The 17,393-nt window shown below is 35.0% G+C and carries 20 protein-coding genes and 1 pseudogene; 20 read left to right on the top strand and 1 reads right to left on the bottom strand.

The features are described 5' to 3' along the window. Nucleotides 1-5 precede the first annotated feature (5 nt). Genes NST05_RS10790 through NST05_RS10750 form a run of 9 tightly spaced genes read left to right on the top strand, consistent with a single transcriptional unit; the run spans nucleotide 6 to nucleotide 7,850 of the window. Entirely contained in the window at nucleotides 6-1,115 is a 1,110-nt protein-coding gene (locus NST05_RS10790) for a lysozyme family protein (protein ID WP_340743052.1), read from the top strand. 12 nt (nucleotides 1,116-1,127) lie between these two features. Beyond that, complete coding sequence (locus NST05_RS10785) at nucleotides 1,128-1,679, top strand: hypothetical protein (protein ID WP_340743051.1); 552 nt, start codon at nucleotides 1,128-1,130, stop codon at nucleotides 1,677-1,679. 4 nt (nucleotides 1,680-1,683) lie between these two features. Beyond that, the gene (locus NST05_RS10780; protein WP_340743050.1) at nucleotides 1,684-2,115 is read left to right on the top strand and encodes a hypothetical protein; all 432 of its coding nucleotides are present in this window, start codon (nucleotides 1,684-1,686) and stop codon (nucleotides 2,113-2,115) included. Next, complete coding sequence (locus tag NST05_RS10775; protein ID WP_340743049.1) at nucleotides 2,108-3,763, top strand: VirD4-like conjugal transfer protein, CD1115 family; 1,656 nt, start codon at nucleotides 2,108-2,110, stop codon at nucleotides 3,761-3,763. The genes NST05_RS10780 and NST05_RS10775 overlap by 8 nt, the downstream gene beginning before the upstream one ends. Nucleotides 3,764-3,780: 17 nt before the next feature. Then, nucleotides 3,781-4,704, top strand: coding sequence for a hypothetical protein (locus NST05_RS10770; protein ID WP_340743048.1), 924 nt, complete (start codon nucleotides 3,781-3,783; stop codon nucleotides 4,702-4,704). Between the two features lies 1 nt (nucleotide 4,705). After that, nucleotides 4,706-5,638 (top strand): conjugal transfer protein TrbL family protein, encoded by a 933-nt coding sequence (locus tag NST05_RS10765; protein WP_340743047.1) that lies wholly within the window; start codon nucleotides 4,706-4,708, stop codon nucleotides 5,636-5,638. 16 nt (nucleotides 5,639-5,654) lie between these two features. Then, complete coding sequence (locus tag NST05_RS10760; protein ID WP_002425009.1) at nucleotides 5,655-6,626, top strand: hypothetical protein; 972 nt, start codon at nucleotides 5,655-5,657, stop codon at nucleotides 6,624-6,626. A gap of 28 nt (nucleotides 6,627-6,654) precedes the next feature. Next, nucleotides 6,655-7,023: a hypothetical protein gene (locus NST05_RS10755; RefSeq protein ID WP_340743046.1), complete on the top strand. Its 369-nt coding sequence runs from the start codon at nucleotides 6,655-6,657 to the stop codon at nucleotides 7,021-7,023. A 59-nt stretch (nucleotides 7,024-7,082) separates the two neighbouring features. Continuing rightward, nucleotides 7,083-7,850, top strand: a complete 768-nt coding sequence (locus NST05_RS10750) for an LPXTG cell wall anchor domain-containing protein (RefSeq protein WP_340743045.1) — start codon at nucleotides 7,083-7,085, stop codon at nucleotides 7,848-7,850. 310 nt (nucleotides 7,851-8,160) lie between these two features. On the opposite strand, the gene NST05_RS10745 is transcribed toward NST05_RS10750, so the two are convergent. Continuing rightward, nucleotides 8,161-8,289: a type I toxin-antitoxin system Fst family toxin gene (locus NST05_RS10745; RefSeq protein ID WP_002415353.1), complete on the bottom strand. Its 129-nt coding sequence runs from the start codon at nucleotides 8,287-8,289 to the stop codon at nucleotides 8,161-8,163. A gap of 173 nt (nucleotides 8,290-8,462) precedes the next feature. Between NST05_RS10745 and NST05_RS10740 the strand changes: the two genes are divergently transcribed. The 11 genes and pseudogenes from NST05_RS10740 (at nucleotide 8,463) to NST05_RS10690 (ending at nucleotide 17,231) form a co-directional block, all read left to right on the top strand. Then, nucleotides 8,463-8,711, top strand: a complete 249-nt coding sequence (locus NST05_RS10740) for a helix-turn-helix transcriptional regulator (RefSeq protein ID WP_002328891.1) — start codon at nucleotides 8,463-8,465, stop codon at nucleotides 8,709-8,711. 391 nt (nucleotides 8,712-9,102) lie between these two features. After that, nucleotides 9,103-10,593, top strand: coding sequence for a primase C-terminal domain-containing protein (locus NST05_RS10735; RefSeq protein ID WP_340743044.1), 1,491 nt, complete (start codon nucleotides 9,103-9,105; stop codon nucleotides 10,591-10,593). A gap of 347 nt (nucleotides 10,594-10,940) precedes the next feature. Beyond that, a complete protein-coding gene (locus NST05_RS10730; RefSeq protein ID WP_285706605.1) occupies nucleotides 10,941-11,111 on the top strand; it encodes a hypothetical protein in 171 nt (56 codons plus the stop codon). 13 nt (nucleotides 11,112-11,124) lie between these two features. Beyond that, on the top strand, nucleotides 11,125-11,742 hold the full coding sequence (locus tag NST05_RS10725) for a recombinase family protein (RefSeq protein ID WP_340743043.1): 618 nt from the start codon (nucleotides 11,125-11,127) through the stop codon (nucleotides 11,740-11,742). Then, entirely contained in the window at nucleotides 11,742-13,886 is a 2,145-nt protein-coding gene (locus NST05_RS10720; protein WP_340743042.1) for a type IA DNA topoisomerase, read from the top strand. The genes NST05_RS10725 and NST05_RS10720 overlap by 1 nt, the downstream gene beginning before the upstream one ends. A gap of 102 nt (nucleotides 13,887-13,988) precedes the next feature. Next, nucleotides 13,989-14,885: a ParA family protein gene (locus NST05_RS10715; protein WP_340743041.1), complete on the top strand. Its 897-nt coding sequence runs from the start codon at nucleotides 13,989-13,991 to the stop codon at nucleotides 14,883-14,885. Between the two features lie 91 nt (nucleotides 14,886-14,976). Beyond that, nucleotides 14,977-15,192, top strand: coding sequence for a peptide-binding protein (locus NST05_RS10710; RefSeq protein WP_001835296.1), 216 nt, complete (start codon nucleotides 14,977-14,979; stop codon nucleotides 15,190-15,192). 16 nt (nucleotides 15,193-15,208) lie between these two features. Continuing rightward, nucleotides 15,209-15,481 carry an antitoxin gene (locus tag NST05_RS10705; RefSeq protein WP_000301765.1) on the top strand — a complete coding sequence of 91 codons (273 nt, stop codon included), beginning with the start codon at nucleotides 15,209-15,211 and terminating at the stop codon, nucleotides 15,479-15,481. Between the two features lies 1 nt (nucleotide 15,482). Beyond that, nucleotides 15,483-16,346: a zeta toxin family protein gene (locus NST05_RS10700; RefSeq protein WP_340743040.1), complete on the top strand. Its 864-nt coding sequence runs from the start codon at nucleotides 15,483-15,485 to the stop codon at nucleotides 16,344-16,346. Between the two features lie 52 nt (nucleotides 16,347-16,398). After that, a pseudogene (locus NST05_RS10695) lies at nucleotides 16,399-16,539 on the top strand (IS1595 family transposase); the annotation flags it as partial. A 149-nt stretch (nucleotides 16,540-16,688) separates the two neighbouring features. Then, entirely contained in the window at nucleotides 16,689-17,231 is a 543-nt protein-coding gene (locus NST05_RS10690) for a ClbS/DfsB family four-helix bundle protein (RefSeq protein WP_081119575.1), read from the top strand. The last annotated feature ends 162 nt before the right edge of the window (nucleotides 17,232-17,393 follow it).

The raw sequence follows: 17,393 nt of genomic DNA, 5'->3' as shown, positions 1-17,393 counted from the left end.
ATATCATGGGAGCAACAGCTGCTAAACTGCTTATTCGTTATCGAAAACCGATAGCGAAAGCAATTTTAGGCTTTTTCGTCTTTATCATTGTAATCTTCCTTCTTATTTTTAATAACGATCAAACCGCCCCTAGTGGCGGACTAGCAACAGAAAACAAAAATTTAAGTGAATCTGTTTTGAGGTACAAAAGTACCGTTGAAAAGTACGCTAGACAATATGACGGTATGGAATATGTGCCTTATATCTTAGCCCTTATGCAAATTGAATCAGGCGGTGAAGGTGGCGACCCTATGCAATCAAGTGAAAGTTTAGGACTGCCCCCGAACACTATTCAAGATCCCGAACGAAGCATACAACGAGGAGTAGAGTTTTTTGTAGAAAATATGAAAAGCGCTATAAACCGAGGATCAGATATAAAAACAGCCCTTCAAGCGTATAATTATGGCGGTGGTTTTGTTGATTTTGTAGTGAAAAATGGCGGAACGTATTCTTTTGAGTTGGCTAAACAATTTTCTATTAATATGTCAGGTGGCGAAAAGGTACCTTATGTAAATGCTTTATCTACTTCAATGGGCTACAATTACCGCTATAACTACGGAAATATGTTCTATGTGCCAAAATTACTTGAATACGTTAACGAAAGCCAGGCAAGCGCAGAGGGCGTTCAAAACAATTCTAATAATACTGGCGTTGTTCAAGTTGATGTACCTAGTGAGTACAAAAATAAATTACGTTATCCAAGATATGACGGACATAACTATAATACCAGTGGCAGTTATCCTTTTGGTCAATGTACCTGGTATGCTTTTAATCGTATGGCTCAAATAGGAAAACCAGTTGATGATTTTATGGGCAATGGTGGTGAATGGGGCTATAAAGGGAAAGCGTTAGGCTATAAAGTAACGAATAAGCCAAAAGTAGGTACAGCAATTTCTTTCCCACCTGGTTCTTTTGGCTCTGATCCAGTTTACGGACACGTTGCCTTTGTAGAAGTCGTAAATGCAGACGGTACGCTTCTTGTATCAGAGTGTAACGTAGTAAACCCAGGAAGCGGAACAATCAGTTATCGAGTAGTGCCAGCTTCTATTGCGAATATTGCAAGTTATGTTGAATAAGGAGAGGAAGAAATGGAGTTTGACAAAATAAAAGTTAGTTTGTTTATCTCAACGCTTGTTTTACTTGTGGTTACTATAGGCATGATTGTTTTTGGAATAAAGCAAGGCGAACAGATCCGTTACTTAAAAAGTAATTTAAAAAGCGTACAGACGGAACTAGCAGACAAACAAGAGGAACAAAACACTAACCAAAGCGAATCGGAAAAAATTATCAAAGAATTTTACAAGACAGTTTATAACTACGAAAAAAGCCAAAAAGAAATATCTATGACAACGGTTAAAGAATTAGCGACAGACAATGTTTATCAAGAATTACAAAACGAGATCAACGTAAACAATTCATATAGCCCACAGCAAAACACGATTCAAAAGTCTTCAGTAAACGAAAATGAAATAAAAATTCTTGCTTATGAAAGTAAGGATAATTCACAGCAATATCTAGTAACAGCACCGATTCACCAGGTTTTTAACGGTACAAAAAATGATTTTGAAATAAACCAAATTATCCAAATTAAAAACCAACAAATTACCCAAAGAACGACCATTCAATTAGGAGAGGAGTAGAAGCATGGCGAAGAAAAAGCAAGAGCAAGTGAAACTGATTATCCTAGTTATACTCTATCTACTATTGTTACCAGTAACATTGATTGTGTTTAAATTATTGCCTTATATCATTGCGAATGATACAAACATTGAATTGAGTACCTTTGTTACAACTATTTTAAAGCACCCAATCACTACTTTTTTAGAGATCATTCAATCTAATTACATGATTCCGTTCTTCATTGTACAGATTATTGTTTTAATCGTTTTGTTTGTCTTTCTACACCCTACCAAACGCCAAGCGTTTGAGGTTGTCGGAAAAACAAACCCTGTTCATGGATCGGCTTATTGGGGGGAAGAATCAGAAATAAATGCACCGAAAAACGTTCATTTGATCCCTGAAAAATCAATGAAAAGCATATTAGAAAAATCAATGAGGAGGGGGAAAAATGAGTAGTTTATTAGCAGAATCAGACGGTTTAATATTAGGGAAATTTCAAAGTGGAAAAGTTGTGATCCAACCCGAAGATAGCAAAATAAGCAATCGAAATATTTTTGTAGTAGGTGGTCCAGGTTCATTTAAAACACAAAGTTATGTTTTACCTAACGTTGTAAATAATCGCAGTACGTCAATTGTTGTAACTGATCCAAAAGGGGAAATCTATGAATTAACCAATGAGATAAAAAAAGCCCAGGGCTTCAAAACAGTTGTGATAAATTTTAAAGATTTTTTACTAAGTTCTAGGTACAATCCGTTACTCTATATCCGCAAATCAAATGATACAAACAAGATTGCAAACGTCATAGTATCAGCAAAGAATGATCCAAAACGTAAAGATTTTTGGTTCAATGCACAATTAAGCTTGTTAAATACACTGATTAAATATGTTTATTTTGAGTATGAACCAAGTTCAAGAACGATTGAGGGAATTTTAGATTTCTTAGAAGAATTTGACCCACGCTATAATGAAGAAGGTGTATCAGAACTTGATGAACAATTTGAGCGGTTGCCAGACGGACACGAAGCAAAACGCAGTTATTATTTAGGCTTCCGACAAGCACAAAGTGAAGCAAGACCAAACATTGTTATTAGTTTATTGACGACTTTACAAGACTTTGTCGATAAAGAAGTAGCAGAATTTACCAGTACAAACGATTTTTTCTTTGAGGAATTGGGAACGTCAAAAATTTGTTTATACGTGCTAATTTCACCCCTAGATCGGACTTGGGACGGCTTAGTCAATCTCTTTTTTCAACAAATGTTTACCGAGTTATATTTTTTAGGGGATAAACACAACGCAAAATTACCAGTACCTTTAGTTATGTTGCTAGACGAGTTTGTCAATTTAGGCTATTTTCCAACCTATGAGAATTTTCTTGCAACGTGTCGAGGGTATCGTATTTCAGTTAGTACCATATTACAATCTTTGCCCCAGGGCTTTGAACTTTACGGAGATAAGAAATTTAAAGCGATCATTGGGAATCATGCCATTAAAATATGTCTAGGTGGTGTAGAGGAAACGACCGCCGAATACTTTTCAAGACAAGTAAATGATACAACAATCAAAGTATATACAGGCGGAACAAGCGAGAGTAAAACGTCTGCAAAAACGACTAATCGAAGCGGTAGCAAGTCAGAAAGTTATGGTTATCAGAAAAGGCGTTTAATTACTGAAGGCGAAGTGATCAATTTACAACAAGAAGAAAATGGCAGAAAAAGTATAGTGTTGATTGACGGTAAACCTTATATGCTAAGAAAAACGCCACAATTTGAATTGTTTGGAAATCTTCTTAAAAAGCTTGAAATTTCACAGCAAGATTATATAAGCAGTCAAACGGAATTTGCCAAGGAATACATTGAGGAGTTGGAAAAACAGCACAAACAACGAAAAGTTCAACTAGCAAGCGCCCCAATTTTTCACGAGAAGAAACAAGAAAATGATTTGAATAAAAAAGAAATAAATCTACCTGAACAACCGATCGAATCAGAAGTAACAGAAGAAGAGGAAGAAAAAGAACTATTAATGAGTGATATTCTAAGTAGTTTTGATGAAGGTATAGAGGAAAACACAACCAACAATGACAACAGCGAATTACCATTTTAAAGATTGGAGGAAATCAAATGAATGGATTGAAAGAATTTTTTGGGAATATCCCAATGTTTCAAAAACAGGTCGAACGAGAAATTGAAGAAAAAGGGATTGAACCTAGTGAGGGTATTAAAAAAATGGAATTTAGCCGTCAAGTGATCCGTAACTTAGTGATTGGCGTTTTAGTTGTCGGTATTCTTGCTTTTGTGGGCATTTCTTATTTTAACAATAAGAATCAACCACCAGTGACACCAACAGCCACCACCACAAGCAAAGAAAGCAACCGGTCAGAAGCAAGCGGAGAAGCCACAGAAAACAGCTCACAAACCGTTCAAGGTTCAAGCGATCATTTACTCAAATTAAGTGCGAAAGAACGAGCAGACGAAGCGACAGAAGCTTTTGAGAGTTGGTACACCTCTTTCTCTAATGGTGACGTGATTTTAGAAATCAACAAAGAATTATTGAAAGAAGGATCAGGCGGTACAAGCCCGATTGAATTACAAACCAAACTGATTGATAACTTAAAAGCCAAGTTTGGCGATAAGGTGTCAGATGATTTTTATACGAGTTTGCAAACAAGTTTCAATTTCAATCCAGTGATCGTTGACGGTACCAAAGGGCTAACGATTTCTAAACAAAATGACGATAAAAGCCAATGGTTGCGTACCTGGTTCTTAGATACCCAAAAAACAGAAAAGAATACGAAAATTATTTTGCGTAATGATTTTCCCTATGAGTGGGCAGATTGGCGGAACAAAGGACAACATGATGAAAAAGTAGGATCAATGTTTTCACAAATTGATTGGGATAATGATTTGAGATATGAGGTTATAGGGCTAGTAACTAGCAAACAAGAGAAGAATATTGAAAACATTGGTGGAGTATTTGTAGTTATGCAATACAACGAAAAAATAGGAAAGTGGCAAGTTAGTGGAACGATTGGTGGTGTAATGTAATATGGACGTAATAGACCAAATAAAAGATACAGGATCGGATATTTTAAGTTCTGCTGGTGAGGCTATCTCTAATGTCTTTGAGGGCGTAAAAGAGAGTGTGGATAGTGTATTGCACCCGATTGATACCTTGTTAGGGAATTGGGGCAGTGACCTTTTAGAAGCCAGTATGAAAATTGCCAATAAGACGACTTTTGATATTCCCAATATCGAATTAATTAGTACCATTACCAATGTGTTTGTCTTTGCAACGACAACCTTTGCAATCTGTATTGTGTTGTATAAGGTCATTGAAGCGCAAATACAAGCTTCTAATGGTAGTGGTGACGCATTGACCGCTAATATTGTTCAAAAGCTATTCTATTCGTCAATTGCCTTAGCTGTCTTGCCCTGGGCAATGAACTTTTTTATCAAAAAGATTGTTGCACCAATCGGGGAGTATGTGATTCAACAAGTCGCTAATGATTTGAACGTGGAAACGATCGGTGAGCGATTGCGTAATTTCTTAGTTTCAAATTTCTTTAATGGTGGCGTTAGTGCCGTTGTTCTCTTTGTTTTTGTGATATTCTTTGCCTTTTCCATTGCCAAGTATTTTGTAGCGATTTGTGTCTTTTATGCTGATTTCTTGGTACTGACTATGTTGACACCGCTAGTCGCATTATCCCTTTTAACAGACGAGCAAAATTACTTTCAAATATGGATCAAAGAATTGTTGTCCGAAGCGTTAACCATGCTAATTAAATTGATTCTCTATTTAGCAATGATTACCCTCATGATTGCTGAAAAATACACGTTACCAAACTTTATGCTAATGGTTGGTTGTGGCTTGTTGATTATCAAAACACCGTCTGCCCTACAAAATATGTGGTATTCAACCAAAGTGTCAAAAGGTGGCGGACTTGGAAACTTAGCAATGATGGCTATGTTTAGAAAATAAGAGAGGGGGATAACGATTGTCTTATTATTTTGAAATACGAATTATTCTTCCCGAAGAAGAAAAACAATTTTTGAATCGAAAATTAAGTAAAAGCGAATTATCCGAAGTCACACACTATTTACAACAAAAGACAAGTCGAGGAATTCCAGTTAAATTTCGTGTCGGTATTTTTAGAGTAGAAGATCAAACAAAAATTATGTCTGTTACGCTGAATACAAAAAATACCAAAGAAACGGACGTAATTAACTTGTTATTAAATCGAGTAACAGATCAACACGTTTTAGTTTACTTGAATGAACCAACAGAACCAACAACGCTTAATACGCAAGAATTAAATCGTCAGGAGTTAAAAACGAGTAATGAACGCCAAGAAATACCGCAGACAGAAATTCCAACTGAAACAGTAAATGAACCTAGTGTTATTAAGGAAATATCGAAAAAGAACCAAGCAAAACAAACGAATAGTAGAAAAGAATCACTATCAGAATCCATAACCAAGAAAAATGTTCCCAGGATTCATTTGTTCATATCTATTTTGACTCTTTTTATTGTATTATTGATAGGAATAAGTGTTATTCAACAAGTACAACTTCAATCAGTCAAAAAAGAGAGCGAATTATTGGAAGAACAAATTGAACGTGTCAAAGAAACGGATATTTCACAATCGAAAATAGATACTTTTGGAAGATACTTTTTGACTTACTATTTTTCACAGGAAAAAAATCAAGAAAATTATCAGTCAAGTTTAAGAACATATGTATCCGAAAAGGTAGATATATCCGATTGGAAAGCGTTAGGGAAAACGCTTAAGAGTGTCAATTACTATGGTAGTGAACAAACAAAAAAAGGGTATAGCGTTGAATACCTTCTAAATGTTTCAGTAGACAATCGTAGTAAAATGCAAAAAATCACTTTTGAGGTTGAACCAACTAAAAACGGCTTTCTTGTGACAACTCAACCAAAACTTACAGACTTCTCTTTTAACTGAAATACGCTAAAAAGAGAGTGCTTAAACAATGGGAAAAATTAATTTAAATCAAATTTACACAGCAAAAGAAATGAGTGAAAGGATAGGTAAGAATAGAAATTACCTATCCCAAGCTTACCGTAACAACAAACATGAAATACTTAAAAATTTTAATTATCGAAAAATTGGTGGAACAATTATTTTCTCTGATAATCCCAATAATGATTTATCGCAATTGATTACAGCAAAAGAAGCAAGCCAGTTGTTAGGAAAGAATGATGAATACTTTGCCCACATTTATAAACGGTTTCCTCATAGACTAGAGGGAATCGATCACATTTATACAGGTAAAACATTATTCTTAACGAAAGAATCGATTGAAGTTTTTAAAAAAAAGATGAATAAAAATGTCAGATAAAGCATATTTGTGATATACTATTTATGTACACAAATATTAATTTTTAAGGAGAGAAGAAAATGAAAAAAATTACTCTTTTAACACTTTTTAGTACCGCGCTATTGGTATCAGCCCCACTTGTTAGTTTTGCGGACGAAGCAACAGGTAGTTCAGATGTCAATGTTCTAGCTGATGATGTAGTTGATCCAGTAGAACCAACCGATCCAACTACTCCGGTTGATCCAGTTGATCCAGTTGATCCAGTTGATCCGGTTGATCCAGTTGATCCAGTTGATCCAGTTGATCCAGTTGATCCAGTCGATCCAACAGAGCCAACAGAGCCAACAGAGCCAACGGAACCAACAGAGCCAACGGAACCAACAGAGCCAACGGAACCAACAGAGCCAACGGAACCAACAGAGCCAACGGAACCAACAGAGCCAACAGAGCCAACAGAGCCAACGGAACCAACGGAACCAACGGAACCAACGGAGCCAACAAAGCCAACAGAGCCAACGGAACCAAGCAAGCCGACAGATCCAACAGAACCAAGTAAACCAGTAGACACAAACCCAATCGAAAACCCAGTTAATACAGATACAGGCGTTGTGATTGTTGCAGTTGAAGATAGTAAACCAATCATTCAATTAGCAGACGGAACAACAAAGAAAGTTGAAGCTAAAGAAATTGGCGCAAACGTTCAAAAAGACGGAACAGTAACGGTTAAAGGTTCAGACGGAAAAATGAAAGTTTTACCAAAAACAGGAGAAACAGAAAATATTGCATTGTCTGTCCTAGGGTCATTAATGGTATTAGGATCAGCATTCATTTTTAAAAAGAGAATCTAATTAAGTATTTTTAAAAGCATGGTCGCAAGTTTCACTAGCAGCCATGCTTTTATTGAATCATTGTAGGACATTTTAAAGATAATTGCCCACTTTAAAATTAAACATGTGCTTAGAATCGTTCTAGGCAACACCAATAACAACCGATCGAATCAGCAACTTGGCTTCATTTTAAAATCATGCTATAATGAATGTGCGAAATGTGATGATTTCGAATAGCATTACAACACGAACGCCCAACCTATTACGAGTAGGTTGGGCGTTTTTTTACTTGTTGCGACTGCAAGCACGTGGGTTAGTCAGCAACTGCTTTTTAGTTGTCGTCTCGATGATCTAACCAATGATCGACTAGGGTGGTTACTAGCGCCACAAAAAGTGGGGCGACAACCAATGTGATGATTTCTTTAAGCATTACAACACCCCCTTTCGGGGCAGTTGCCATGAATGAGTATACCATACTTAGTATTCTAAACAGTTGGTAAAATAATGTAAAAGTTAAAATCACAAATCACAAGTGATTAATCACAAATCACTTGTTTATAAAGAAATTAAAAGCTATAATTGTTAAGAGAGTGTTGAATATTTTTACACAAAAATGTAAAGGAGGGGGTAAATTTGGAGCTAGCATTCAGAAGTCGTTTAAGACAAATGAGAGGAAATAAAACACGTAAACAGTTTGCTGAAGAAATTGGAATGAAAGAATCTAATTACTTAAAAATTGAGTTAGGAAAATCAAACCCGACTGTAAAAACACTGGAACGGATTGCAAAACTTACAAATTCAACCCTGGTCATTGATTTGATCCCTAACGATTCGGAACAGCTAGAATTACAACTAGATAGCGAAATAAGCAAAAAAGAGTAAACGTAATATTTTTACACTTTTTAATTGCTTATTTTTTTTTAAAGCGGTATACTAGATATAACGAAACAACGAACTGAATAAAGAATACAAAAAAAGAGCCACGACCAACTTATTTTCCGCCAAGAAAATAAGTTGCGAGCCTTAATTGATTACCACCAATCAATTAAAGAAGTCGAGACCCAAAATTTGGTAAAGTATTTAATTACTTTATTAATCAGATACTTAAATATCTGTAAACCCATTATATCGGGTTTTTGTGGGGATTTCAAGTCTTTAAGAAGATACCAGGCAATCAATTAAGAAAAACTTAGTTGATTGCCTTTTTTGTTGTGATTCAACTTTGATCGTAGCTTCTAACTAATTAATTTTCGTAAGAAAGGAGAACAGCTGAATGAATATCCCTTTTGTTGTAGAAACCGTGCTTCATGGCGGCTTGTTAAAGTACAAATTTAAAAATAGTAAAATTCGCTCAATCACTACCAAGCCAGGTAAAAGCAAAGGGGCTATTTTTGCGTATCGCTCAAAAAAAAGCATGATTGGCGGACGTGGCGTTGTTCTGACTTCCGAAGAAGCGATTCACGAAAATCAAGATACATTTACGCATTGGACACCAAACGTTTATCGTTATGGTACGTATGCAGACGAAAACCGTTCATACACGAAAGGACATTCTGAAAACAATTTAAGACAAATCAATACCTTCTTTATTGATTTTGATATTCACACGGAAAAAGAAACTATTTCAGCAAGCGATATTTTAACAACAGCTATTGATTTAGGTTTTATGCCTACGTTGATTATCAAATCTGATAAAGGTTATCAAGCATATTTTGTTTTAGAAACGCCAGTCTATGTGACTTCAAAATCAGAATTTAAATCTGTCAAAGCAGCCAAAATAATCTCGCAAAATATCCGAGAATATTTTGGAAAGTCTTTGCCAGTTGATCTAACGTGCAATCATTTTGGGATTGCTCGTATACCAAGAACGGACAATGTAGAATTTTTTGATCCCAATTACCGTTATTCTTTCAAAGAATGGCAAGATTGGTCTTTCAAACAAACAGATAATAAGGGCTTTACTCGTTCAAGTCTAACGGTTTTAAGCGGTACAAAAGGCAAAAAACAAGTAGATGAACCCTGGTTTAATCTCTTATTGCACGAAACGAAATTTTCAGGAGAAAAGGGTTTAGTAGGGCGCAATAGCGTTATGTTTACCCTCTCTTTAGCCTACTTTAGTTCAGGCTATTCAATCGAAACGTGCGAATATAATATGTTTGAGTTTAATAATCGATTAGATCAACCCTTAGAAGAAAAAGAAGTAATCAAAATTGTTAGAAGTGCCTATTCAGAAAACTATCAAGGGGCTAATAGGGAATACATTACCATTCTTTGCAAAGCTTGGGTATCAAGTGATTTAACCAGTAAAGAGTTATTTGTCCGTCAAGGGTGGTTTAAATTCAAGAAAAAAAGAAGCGAACGTCAACGTGTTCATTTGTCAGAATGGAAAGAAGATTTAATGGCTTATATTAGCGAAAAAAGCGATGTATACAAGCCTTATTTAGTGACGACCAAAAAAGAGATTAGAGAAGTGCTAGGCATTCCTGAACGGACATTAGATAAATTGCTGAAGGTACTGAAGGCGAATCAGGAAATTTTCTTTAAGATTAAACCAGGAAGAAATGGTGGCATTCAACTTGCTAGTGTTAAATCATTGTTGCTATCGATCATTAAATTAAAAAAAGAAGAACGAGAAAGCTATATAAAGGCGCTGACAGCTTCGTTTAATTTAGAACGTACATTTATTCAAGAAACTCTAAACAAGTTGGCAGAACGCCCCAAAACGGACACACAACTCGATTTGTTTAGCTACGATACAGGCTGAAAATAAAACCCGCACTATGCCATTACATATTATATCTATGATACGTGTTTGTTTTTCTTTGCTGTTTAGTGAATGATTAGCAGAAATATAGAGAGTAAGATTTTAATTAATTATTAGGGGGAGAAGGAGAGAGTAGCCCGAAAACTTTTAGTTGGCTTGGACTGAACGAAGTGAGGGAAAGGCTACTAAAACGTCGAGGGGCAGTGAGAGCGAAGCGAACACTTATCTTTTGAACTTTTATTTTGTGTAGGACAGTAAAGTATACTTATTTGTCCTAATATGGTTTTAGCAGTATAATTGACTTGGTGAATAGGTCATTTAAGTTGGGCATAATAGGGGGAGAAAAAATGAAAAAATTTATTTATCGAGTAGTAGAAAATGACGAAGTGGTGGCTATTTTTAATGAGCAACAATATGCGCAAGATTTTATCGTTTATGAAAAGACAATTTCTGATAAGCAATTTGAAATTGAACAAGTAGCACTTGCAGATTGGTTATTGCAACCGAGAGAATTTTAGAGGTTGGTTGAAAATGGCGAAAATTGGTTATGCACGTGTCAGTAGCAAAGAACAGAACTTAGATCGTCAATTACAAGCGTTACAGGGCGTTTCTAAGGTCTTTTCAGACAAAGCAAGCGGTCAATCGGTCGAACGCCCACAATTACAAGCTATGCTTAACTATATTCGTGAAGGGGATATTGTTGTTGTTACTGAATTAGATCGATTAGGACGAAATAATAAAGAATTAACAGAATTGATGAATCAAATTCAAATTAAGGGGGCAACCCTGGAAGTCTTAAATTTACCCTCAATGAATGGTATTGAAGATGAAAATTTAAGACGGCTGATTAATAATTTAGTGATTGAATTGTATAAGTACCAAGCGGAATCTGAACGCAAACGAATTAAAGAACGCCAAGCCCAAGGAATTGAAATTGCTAAGAAAAAAGGAAAATTCAAAGGGCGACAACCTAAATTCAAAGAAAATGATCCACGTTTACAACACGCTTTCGATTTGTTTTTGAACGGTTTATCCGATAAAGAAGTTGAAGAACAAACTGGAATTAATCGCCGAACGTTTAGAAGGTATCGATCAAGATACAACGTGACAGTAGATAAAAGAAAAAACAATGAAAAGAGGGATAGTTAATGAGTACGGTTATTTTAGCTGAAAAACCAAGCCAGGCATTAGCCTACGCAAGTGCTTTAAAACAAAGCACCAAAAAAGACGGTTATTTTGAGATCAAAGACCCACTATTTACAGATGAAACGTTTATCACCTTTGGTTTTGGGCATTTGGTGGAATTAGCAGAACCAGGTCATTATGACGAAAAGTGGCAAAATTGGAAACTTGAATCATTGCCTATTTTTCCTGATCGATACGATTTTGAAGTGGCAACAGATAAAAAAAAGCAGTTTAAAATTGTTGCTGAACTTCTCAAAAAGGCAAATACAATTATTGTTGCAACAGATAGCGACAGAGAAGGTGAAAATATCGCCTGGTCGATTATCCATAAAGTAAATGCCTTTTCAAAAGATAAAACATTTAAAAGACTATGGATCAATAGCTTAGAAAAAGATGTGATTCGAAGCGGTTTTCAAAATTTGCAACCAGGAATGAATTACTATCCCTTTTATCAAGAAGCGCAAACACGCCAAATTGCCGATTGGTTGATCGGCATGAACGCAAGCCCTTTATATACCTTGAATTTACAACAAAAAGGCGTACAAGGTACATTTTCATTAGGACGTGTACAAACACCGACTTTATATCTCATTTATCAACGCCAGGAAGCAATAGAAAACTTTAAGAAAGAACCTTTTTTCGAGGTGGAAGTTAGTATAAAAGTAAACCAAGGGTCATTTAAGGGCGTTCTAAGCCCCACACAGCGTTTTAAGAGCCAAGAGGAACTTTTATCCTTTGTTTCTTCTAAACAAGCTAAAATAGGCAATCAAGAGGGGATAATCGCTGATGTTCAAACCAAAGAGAAGAAAACGAATAGTCCGAGTTTGTTTTCTTTAAGTAGTTTGCAATCAAAAGTCAATCAGCTTTATAAAGCGACAGCGAGCCAAACTTTAAAAGCTATGCAAGGACTGTATGAAGCAAAATTATTGAGTTATCCAAGAACAGATACACCATTTATTACAGAGAACGAATTTGCTTATTTAAAAGCGAATTTTGGCAAATATAGCGGTTTTTTAGGACTTGATCTTGAAATGGTTCAAACAGAGCCTAGAAAGCGTTATGTGGACGGTAGTAAGGTACAGGAACACCACGCCATTATCCCAACAAAACAAGTGCCTACCGAATCTGCATTAGCAAAAATGGACGATTTACAACGAAAAATATATGCTTTAGTCGTTAAAACGACCGTTGCCATGTTTTTACCTGATTACTTGTATGAAGAAACCAAGATACAAACGAAAGTAGCTGATTTGCTGTTTCAATCGATCGGTAAGACACCGAAGCAAGAAGGTTGGAAAATTCTTTTCAAACAACAAACCAAAGAAGAAGAAGAGGACGTTCAAACGTTACCACTCGTTATCATTGGCGAACGTGCCGAAGTTGATGTTAAGAGTGTTGAAAAAGAAACGCAACCGCCAAAAGCTTTTACAGAGGGTACACTTTTAACCGCTATGAAAACCGCTAATAAAACGGTTGATGATGAAGAAGCAATCAAGATTTTACAAGAAGTCGAGGGGATCGGAACAGAAGCGACAAGAGCAAGCATTATTGAAGCCTTGAAACAAAAAGAATATATCCAAGTCATTAAAAATAAACTTGTTGTGACTGAAAAAGGTAAATTATTGTGCCAGGCAGTTGAAAGTCAGCACCTTTTAACGAGTGCTGAAATGACGGCTAAATGGGAAACGTATTTAAAGAAGATTGGTAAAAGAGAAGGTAATCAAGAAAACTTTATTAATAATATCAAGAAGTTTATCGTTCATTTACTGGAAGCTGTACCTACCGATATAGAGAAATTAAGTTTTTCTGATTACCAGGAACAGAAAGAAAAAGAAGCAGAAAAAAGTATTGTAGGCAAATGTCCTAAGTGTGGCAACAATATTGTATTAAAAAAATCGTTTTATGGGTGTTCAAATTATCCTGAATGTAAGTTTACTTTAGCTGAACATTTTAGAAAGAAAAAACTAACCAAAACAAATGTAAAAGAATTACTAGAGGGAAAAGAAACCCTGGTAAAAGGAATCAAAACGAAAGAGAAAAAGTCCTACAATGCCGTTGTAAAAATCGGAGAAAAGGGATATATTGATTTTATTTCATTCTCAAAATAAGCATAAAAGCCCTTTAAACAGGGCTTTTATATATTAATCACAAATCACTTATCACAAATCACAAGTGATTTGTGATTAATCACTTGTGATTTGTGATTCCTAATGATACAATATTACTATACAAAAAAAGAATGGGGCGTAGTTATGGAGAAGGAAGAACTCAAAATACTTGAAGAATTAAGACGTATTTTAAACAGTAAAAATGAAGCAATTGTTATCTTAAACAATTATTTTAAAGGTGGTGTTGGAAAGTCAAAATTATCGACTATGTTTGCTTACTTGACAGACAAATTTAATTTAAAAGTTTTAATGATCGATAAGGACTTACAAGCAACATTGACAAAAGACTTAGCAAAAACATTTAAGGTAGAATTGCCACGTGTTAATTTTTATGAAGGACTGAAAAATGGAAACTTGGCTTCTTCTATTGTTCATTTGACTGATAATTTAGACTTGATCCCTGGCACGTTTGATTTGATGTTACTGCCAAAATTAACTCGCTCATGGACTTTTGAAAATGAAAGTAGATTGCTTGCTACTCTTTTAGCACCTTTAAAAAGTGACTATGATCTCATTATTATTGATACTGTACCAACGCCAAGCGTTTATACAAATAATGCAATCGTGGCGAGTGATTACGTTATGATCCCTTTACAAGCAGAAGAAGAAAGTACAAACAACATTCAAAACTATATTTCCTATTTGATTGATTTACAAGAACAATTTAACCCTGGACTAGATATGATCGGTTTTGTTCCTTATTTAGTTGATACGGACAGCGCAACGATAAAATCAAACCTGGAAGAGCTGTACAACGAACATAAAGAAGATAACTTGGTTTTCCAAAATATTATCAAGCGAAGTAATAAAGTAAGTACCTGGTCTAAAAACGGCATTACAGAACACAAAGGCTATGACAAAAAAGTTTTATCCATGTATGAGAACGTATTTTTTGAAATGCTTGAACGAATTATTCAATTAGAAAACGAAAAAGAATAGAATCACAAATCACAAGTGATTAATCACAAATCACTTGTGATTTGTGATTGTTGATGATAAAATAAGAATAAGAAGAAATAGAAAGAAGTGAGTGATTGTGGGAAATTTAGGCGCACAAAAAGCAAAACGAAATGATACACCAATCAGTGCAAAAAAAGATATAATGGGAGATAAGACGGTTCGTGTTCGTGCTGACTTGCACCATATCATAAAAATCGAAACAGCAAAGAATGGCGGAAACGTAAAAGAAGTTATGGATCAAGCCTTAGAAGAATATATACGGAAATATTTACCTGACAAACTTTAAAAGGAGTGAAAATGAAATGGCAGTTACGTATGAAAAAACATTTGAAATAGAGATCATTAACGAATTATCGGCAAGCGTTTATAATCGAGTATTAAACTATGTTTTGAACCATGAATTAAATAAAAATGACTCTCAATTATTGGAAGTCAATTTATTAAACCAATTAAAGCTTGCAAAACGTGTAAATCTTTTTGATTATTCTTTAGAAGAATTACAAGCCGTTCATGAGTATTGGCGGTCAATGAATCGTTACTCAAAACAAGTTTTGAATAAAGAGAAAGTGGCTTAATATGGCAAATATAGTCAATTTTACTGACAAACAATTTGAAAATCGCTTAAATGATAATTTAGAAGAATTGGTTCAAGGAAAAAAAGCGGTTGAATCGCCAACCGCTTTTTTATTTGGTGGGCAACCAGGATCAGGAAAAACCAGTTTGCGATCAGCAATTCTTGAAGAAACACAAGGGAATGTTATTGTCATTGATAATGATACCTTTAAACAACAGCACCCTAATTTTGATGAACTAGTGAAACTTTATGAAAAAGACGTAGTAAAACACGTTACCCCTTATTCTAATCGCATGACAGAAGCGATCATAAGCCGTTTGAGCGATCAAGGGTATAATTTGGTGATCGAAGGTACAGGACGAACAACAGACGTTCCTATTCAAACCGCAACAATGCTTCAAGCCAAAGGTTATGAAACAAAAATGTATGTCATGGCAGTACCTAAAATCAACTCATATTTAGGAACAATTGAACGGTATGAAACTATGTATGCAGATGATCCAATGACAGCTAGGGCAACACCAAAACAAGCGCATGATATTGTTGTCAAAAACTTACCGACCAATTTAGAAACCCTTCATAAAACGGGCTTATTTAGCGATATAAGGCTTTACAATAGAGAAGGAGTGAAACTCTATTCAAGCTTAGAAACGCCTTCCATTAGTCCGAAAGAGACCTTAGAAAGAGAATTAAATCGTAAAGTATCAGGGAAAGAAATTCAACCGACTTTGGAGAGAATAGAGCAAAAAATGGTTCAAAATCAACACCAAGAAACCCCTGAATTTAAAGCAATTCAACAAAAATTGGAAAGCTTGCGGCCACCTACACCACCAATACCCAAAACACCTAAACTTCCAGGACTTTAAACCTTAAAAAAGGAAAAGAGTAGTTACCGTTTTTTGGTAACTACTCTTTTTTTATTTGAGTTGGTTCCGATTCCTCGATAGCATCAGACATCGCAACAACGATGCAACCGTCAGCAAAATGATAATAGAAAGTTGTTTATTCTCAACAGTAGAAACCTATGATAAACTTAGATTATCAGAATTTTCCAAATGATAATCTAAGTTGTTCAAGAATAGGGGCTGTATGATTTGGTCTATAAATTATGACCATTTAGGAAGTTTTAATCATATCAAAAGTAGAGAAAAAATATTCAAAGCTATATTTTCTTAAAATTTCCATTAGTCAAAGAGAGGAGATTAACTATGATAGACAAAAATGAGAAAGAGATTTTATTATTGAATAGCGAGAAAAATTTCAAAGAACTACTTGAAATAATTGAATCAGTACCGAAAAGTAAAAGAGGAATTTCTATTGAAACTCCAGAGAGAGATAAAAATTTTAGAGATGTTTTAATGCATCTTTATGAATGGCACGCAATGCTTGAGAGATGGTATAGAGAGGGTATGGATGGGGATATTCCTTTTATGCCAGCACCTGGTTATAAGTGGAGTAGTATTAAACTCCTGAATATACGGATTTGGGAGAACTATCAAGATGTGACATTAAATCAAGCTATAAAAAAATTGAAGTTAAGTCACCAAAGAGTAACAGACTTAATTAAAATACATACGAATGAAGAAATCGTGACAAAAAAATATTATAAGTGGACGAAAACAAGTAATTTGTTCAGTTATTTTACAGCGAACACATCTAATCATTACATTTGGGCTGTGAAAAAATGTGAAGTTATCGCAAAGGCTTTAAAAGAAATAGAAAATAAAAATTTTGTAAAAACGTCTACTTAAACGAACGAGGACTTTAATAGAGTAAACAAAAGGGAACTTCTAAAAATGGAAGTTCCCTTAATTCTCGTAAAAAATCAACAATATAATTTAACATAGCCTTTTTATAAAAACATTTCCTCTTGTTTTAAAAGCTGATCGAGAAATAAAGCACACAACGGTATT

Origin of the sequence: Streptococcus sp. FSL E2-3494 (assembly GCF_038007085.1) — a bacterium.
Classification (GTDB): Bacteria; Bacillota; Bacilli; order Lactobacillales; family Streptococcaceae; genus Streptococcus; species Streptococcus thermophilus.
The sequence above is the reverse complement of the archived record's forward strand: the minus strand, read 5'-3'. Positions and strand labels throughout refer to the sequence as shown.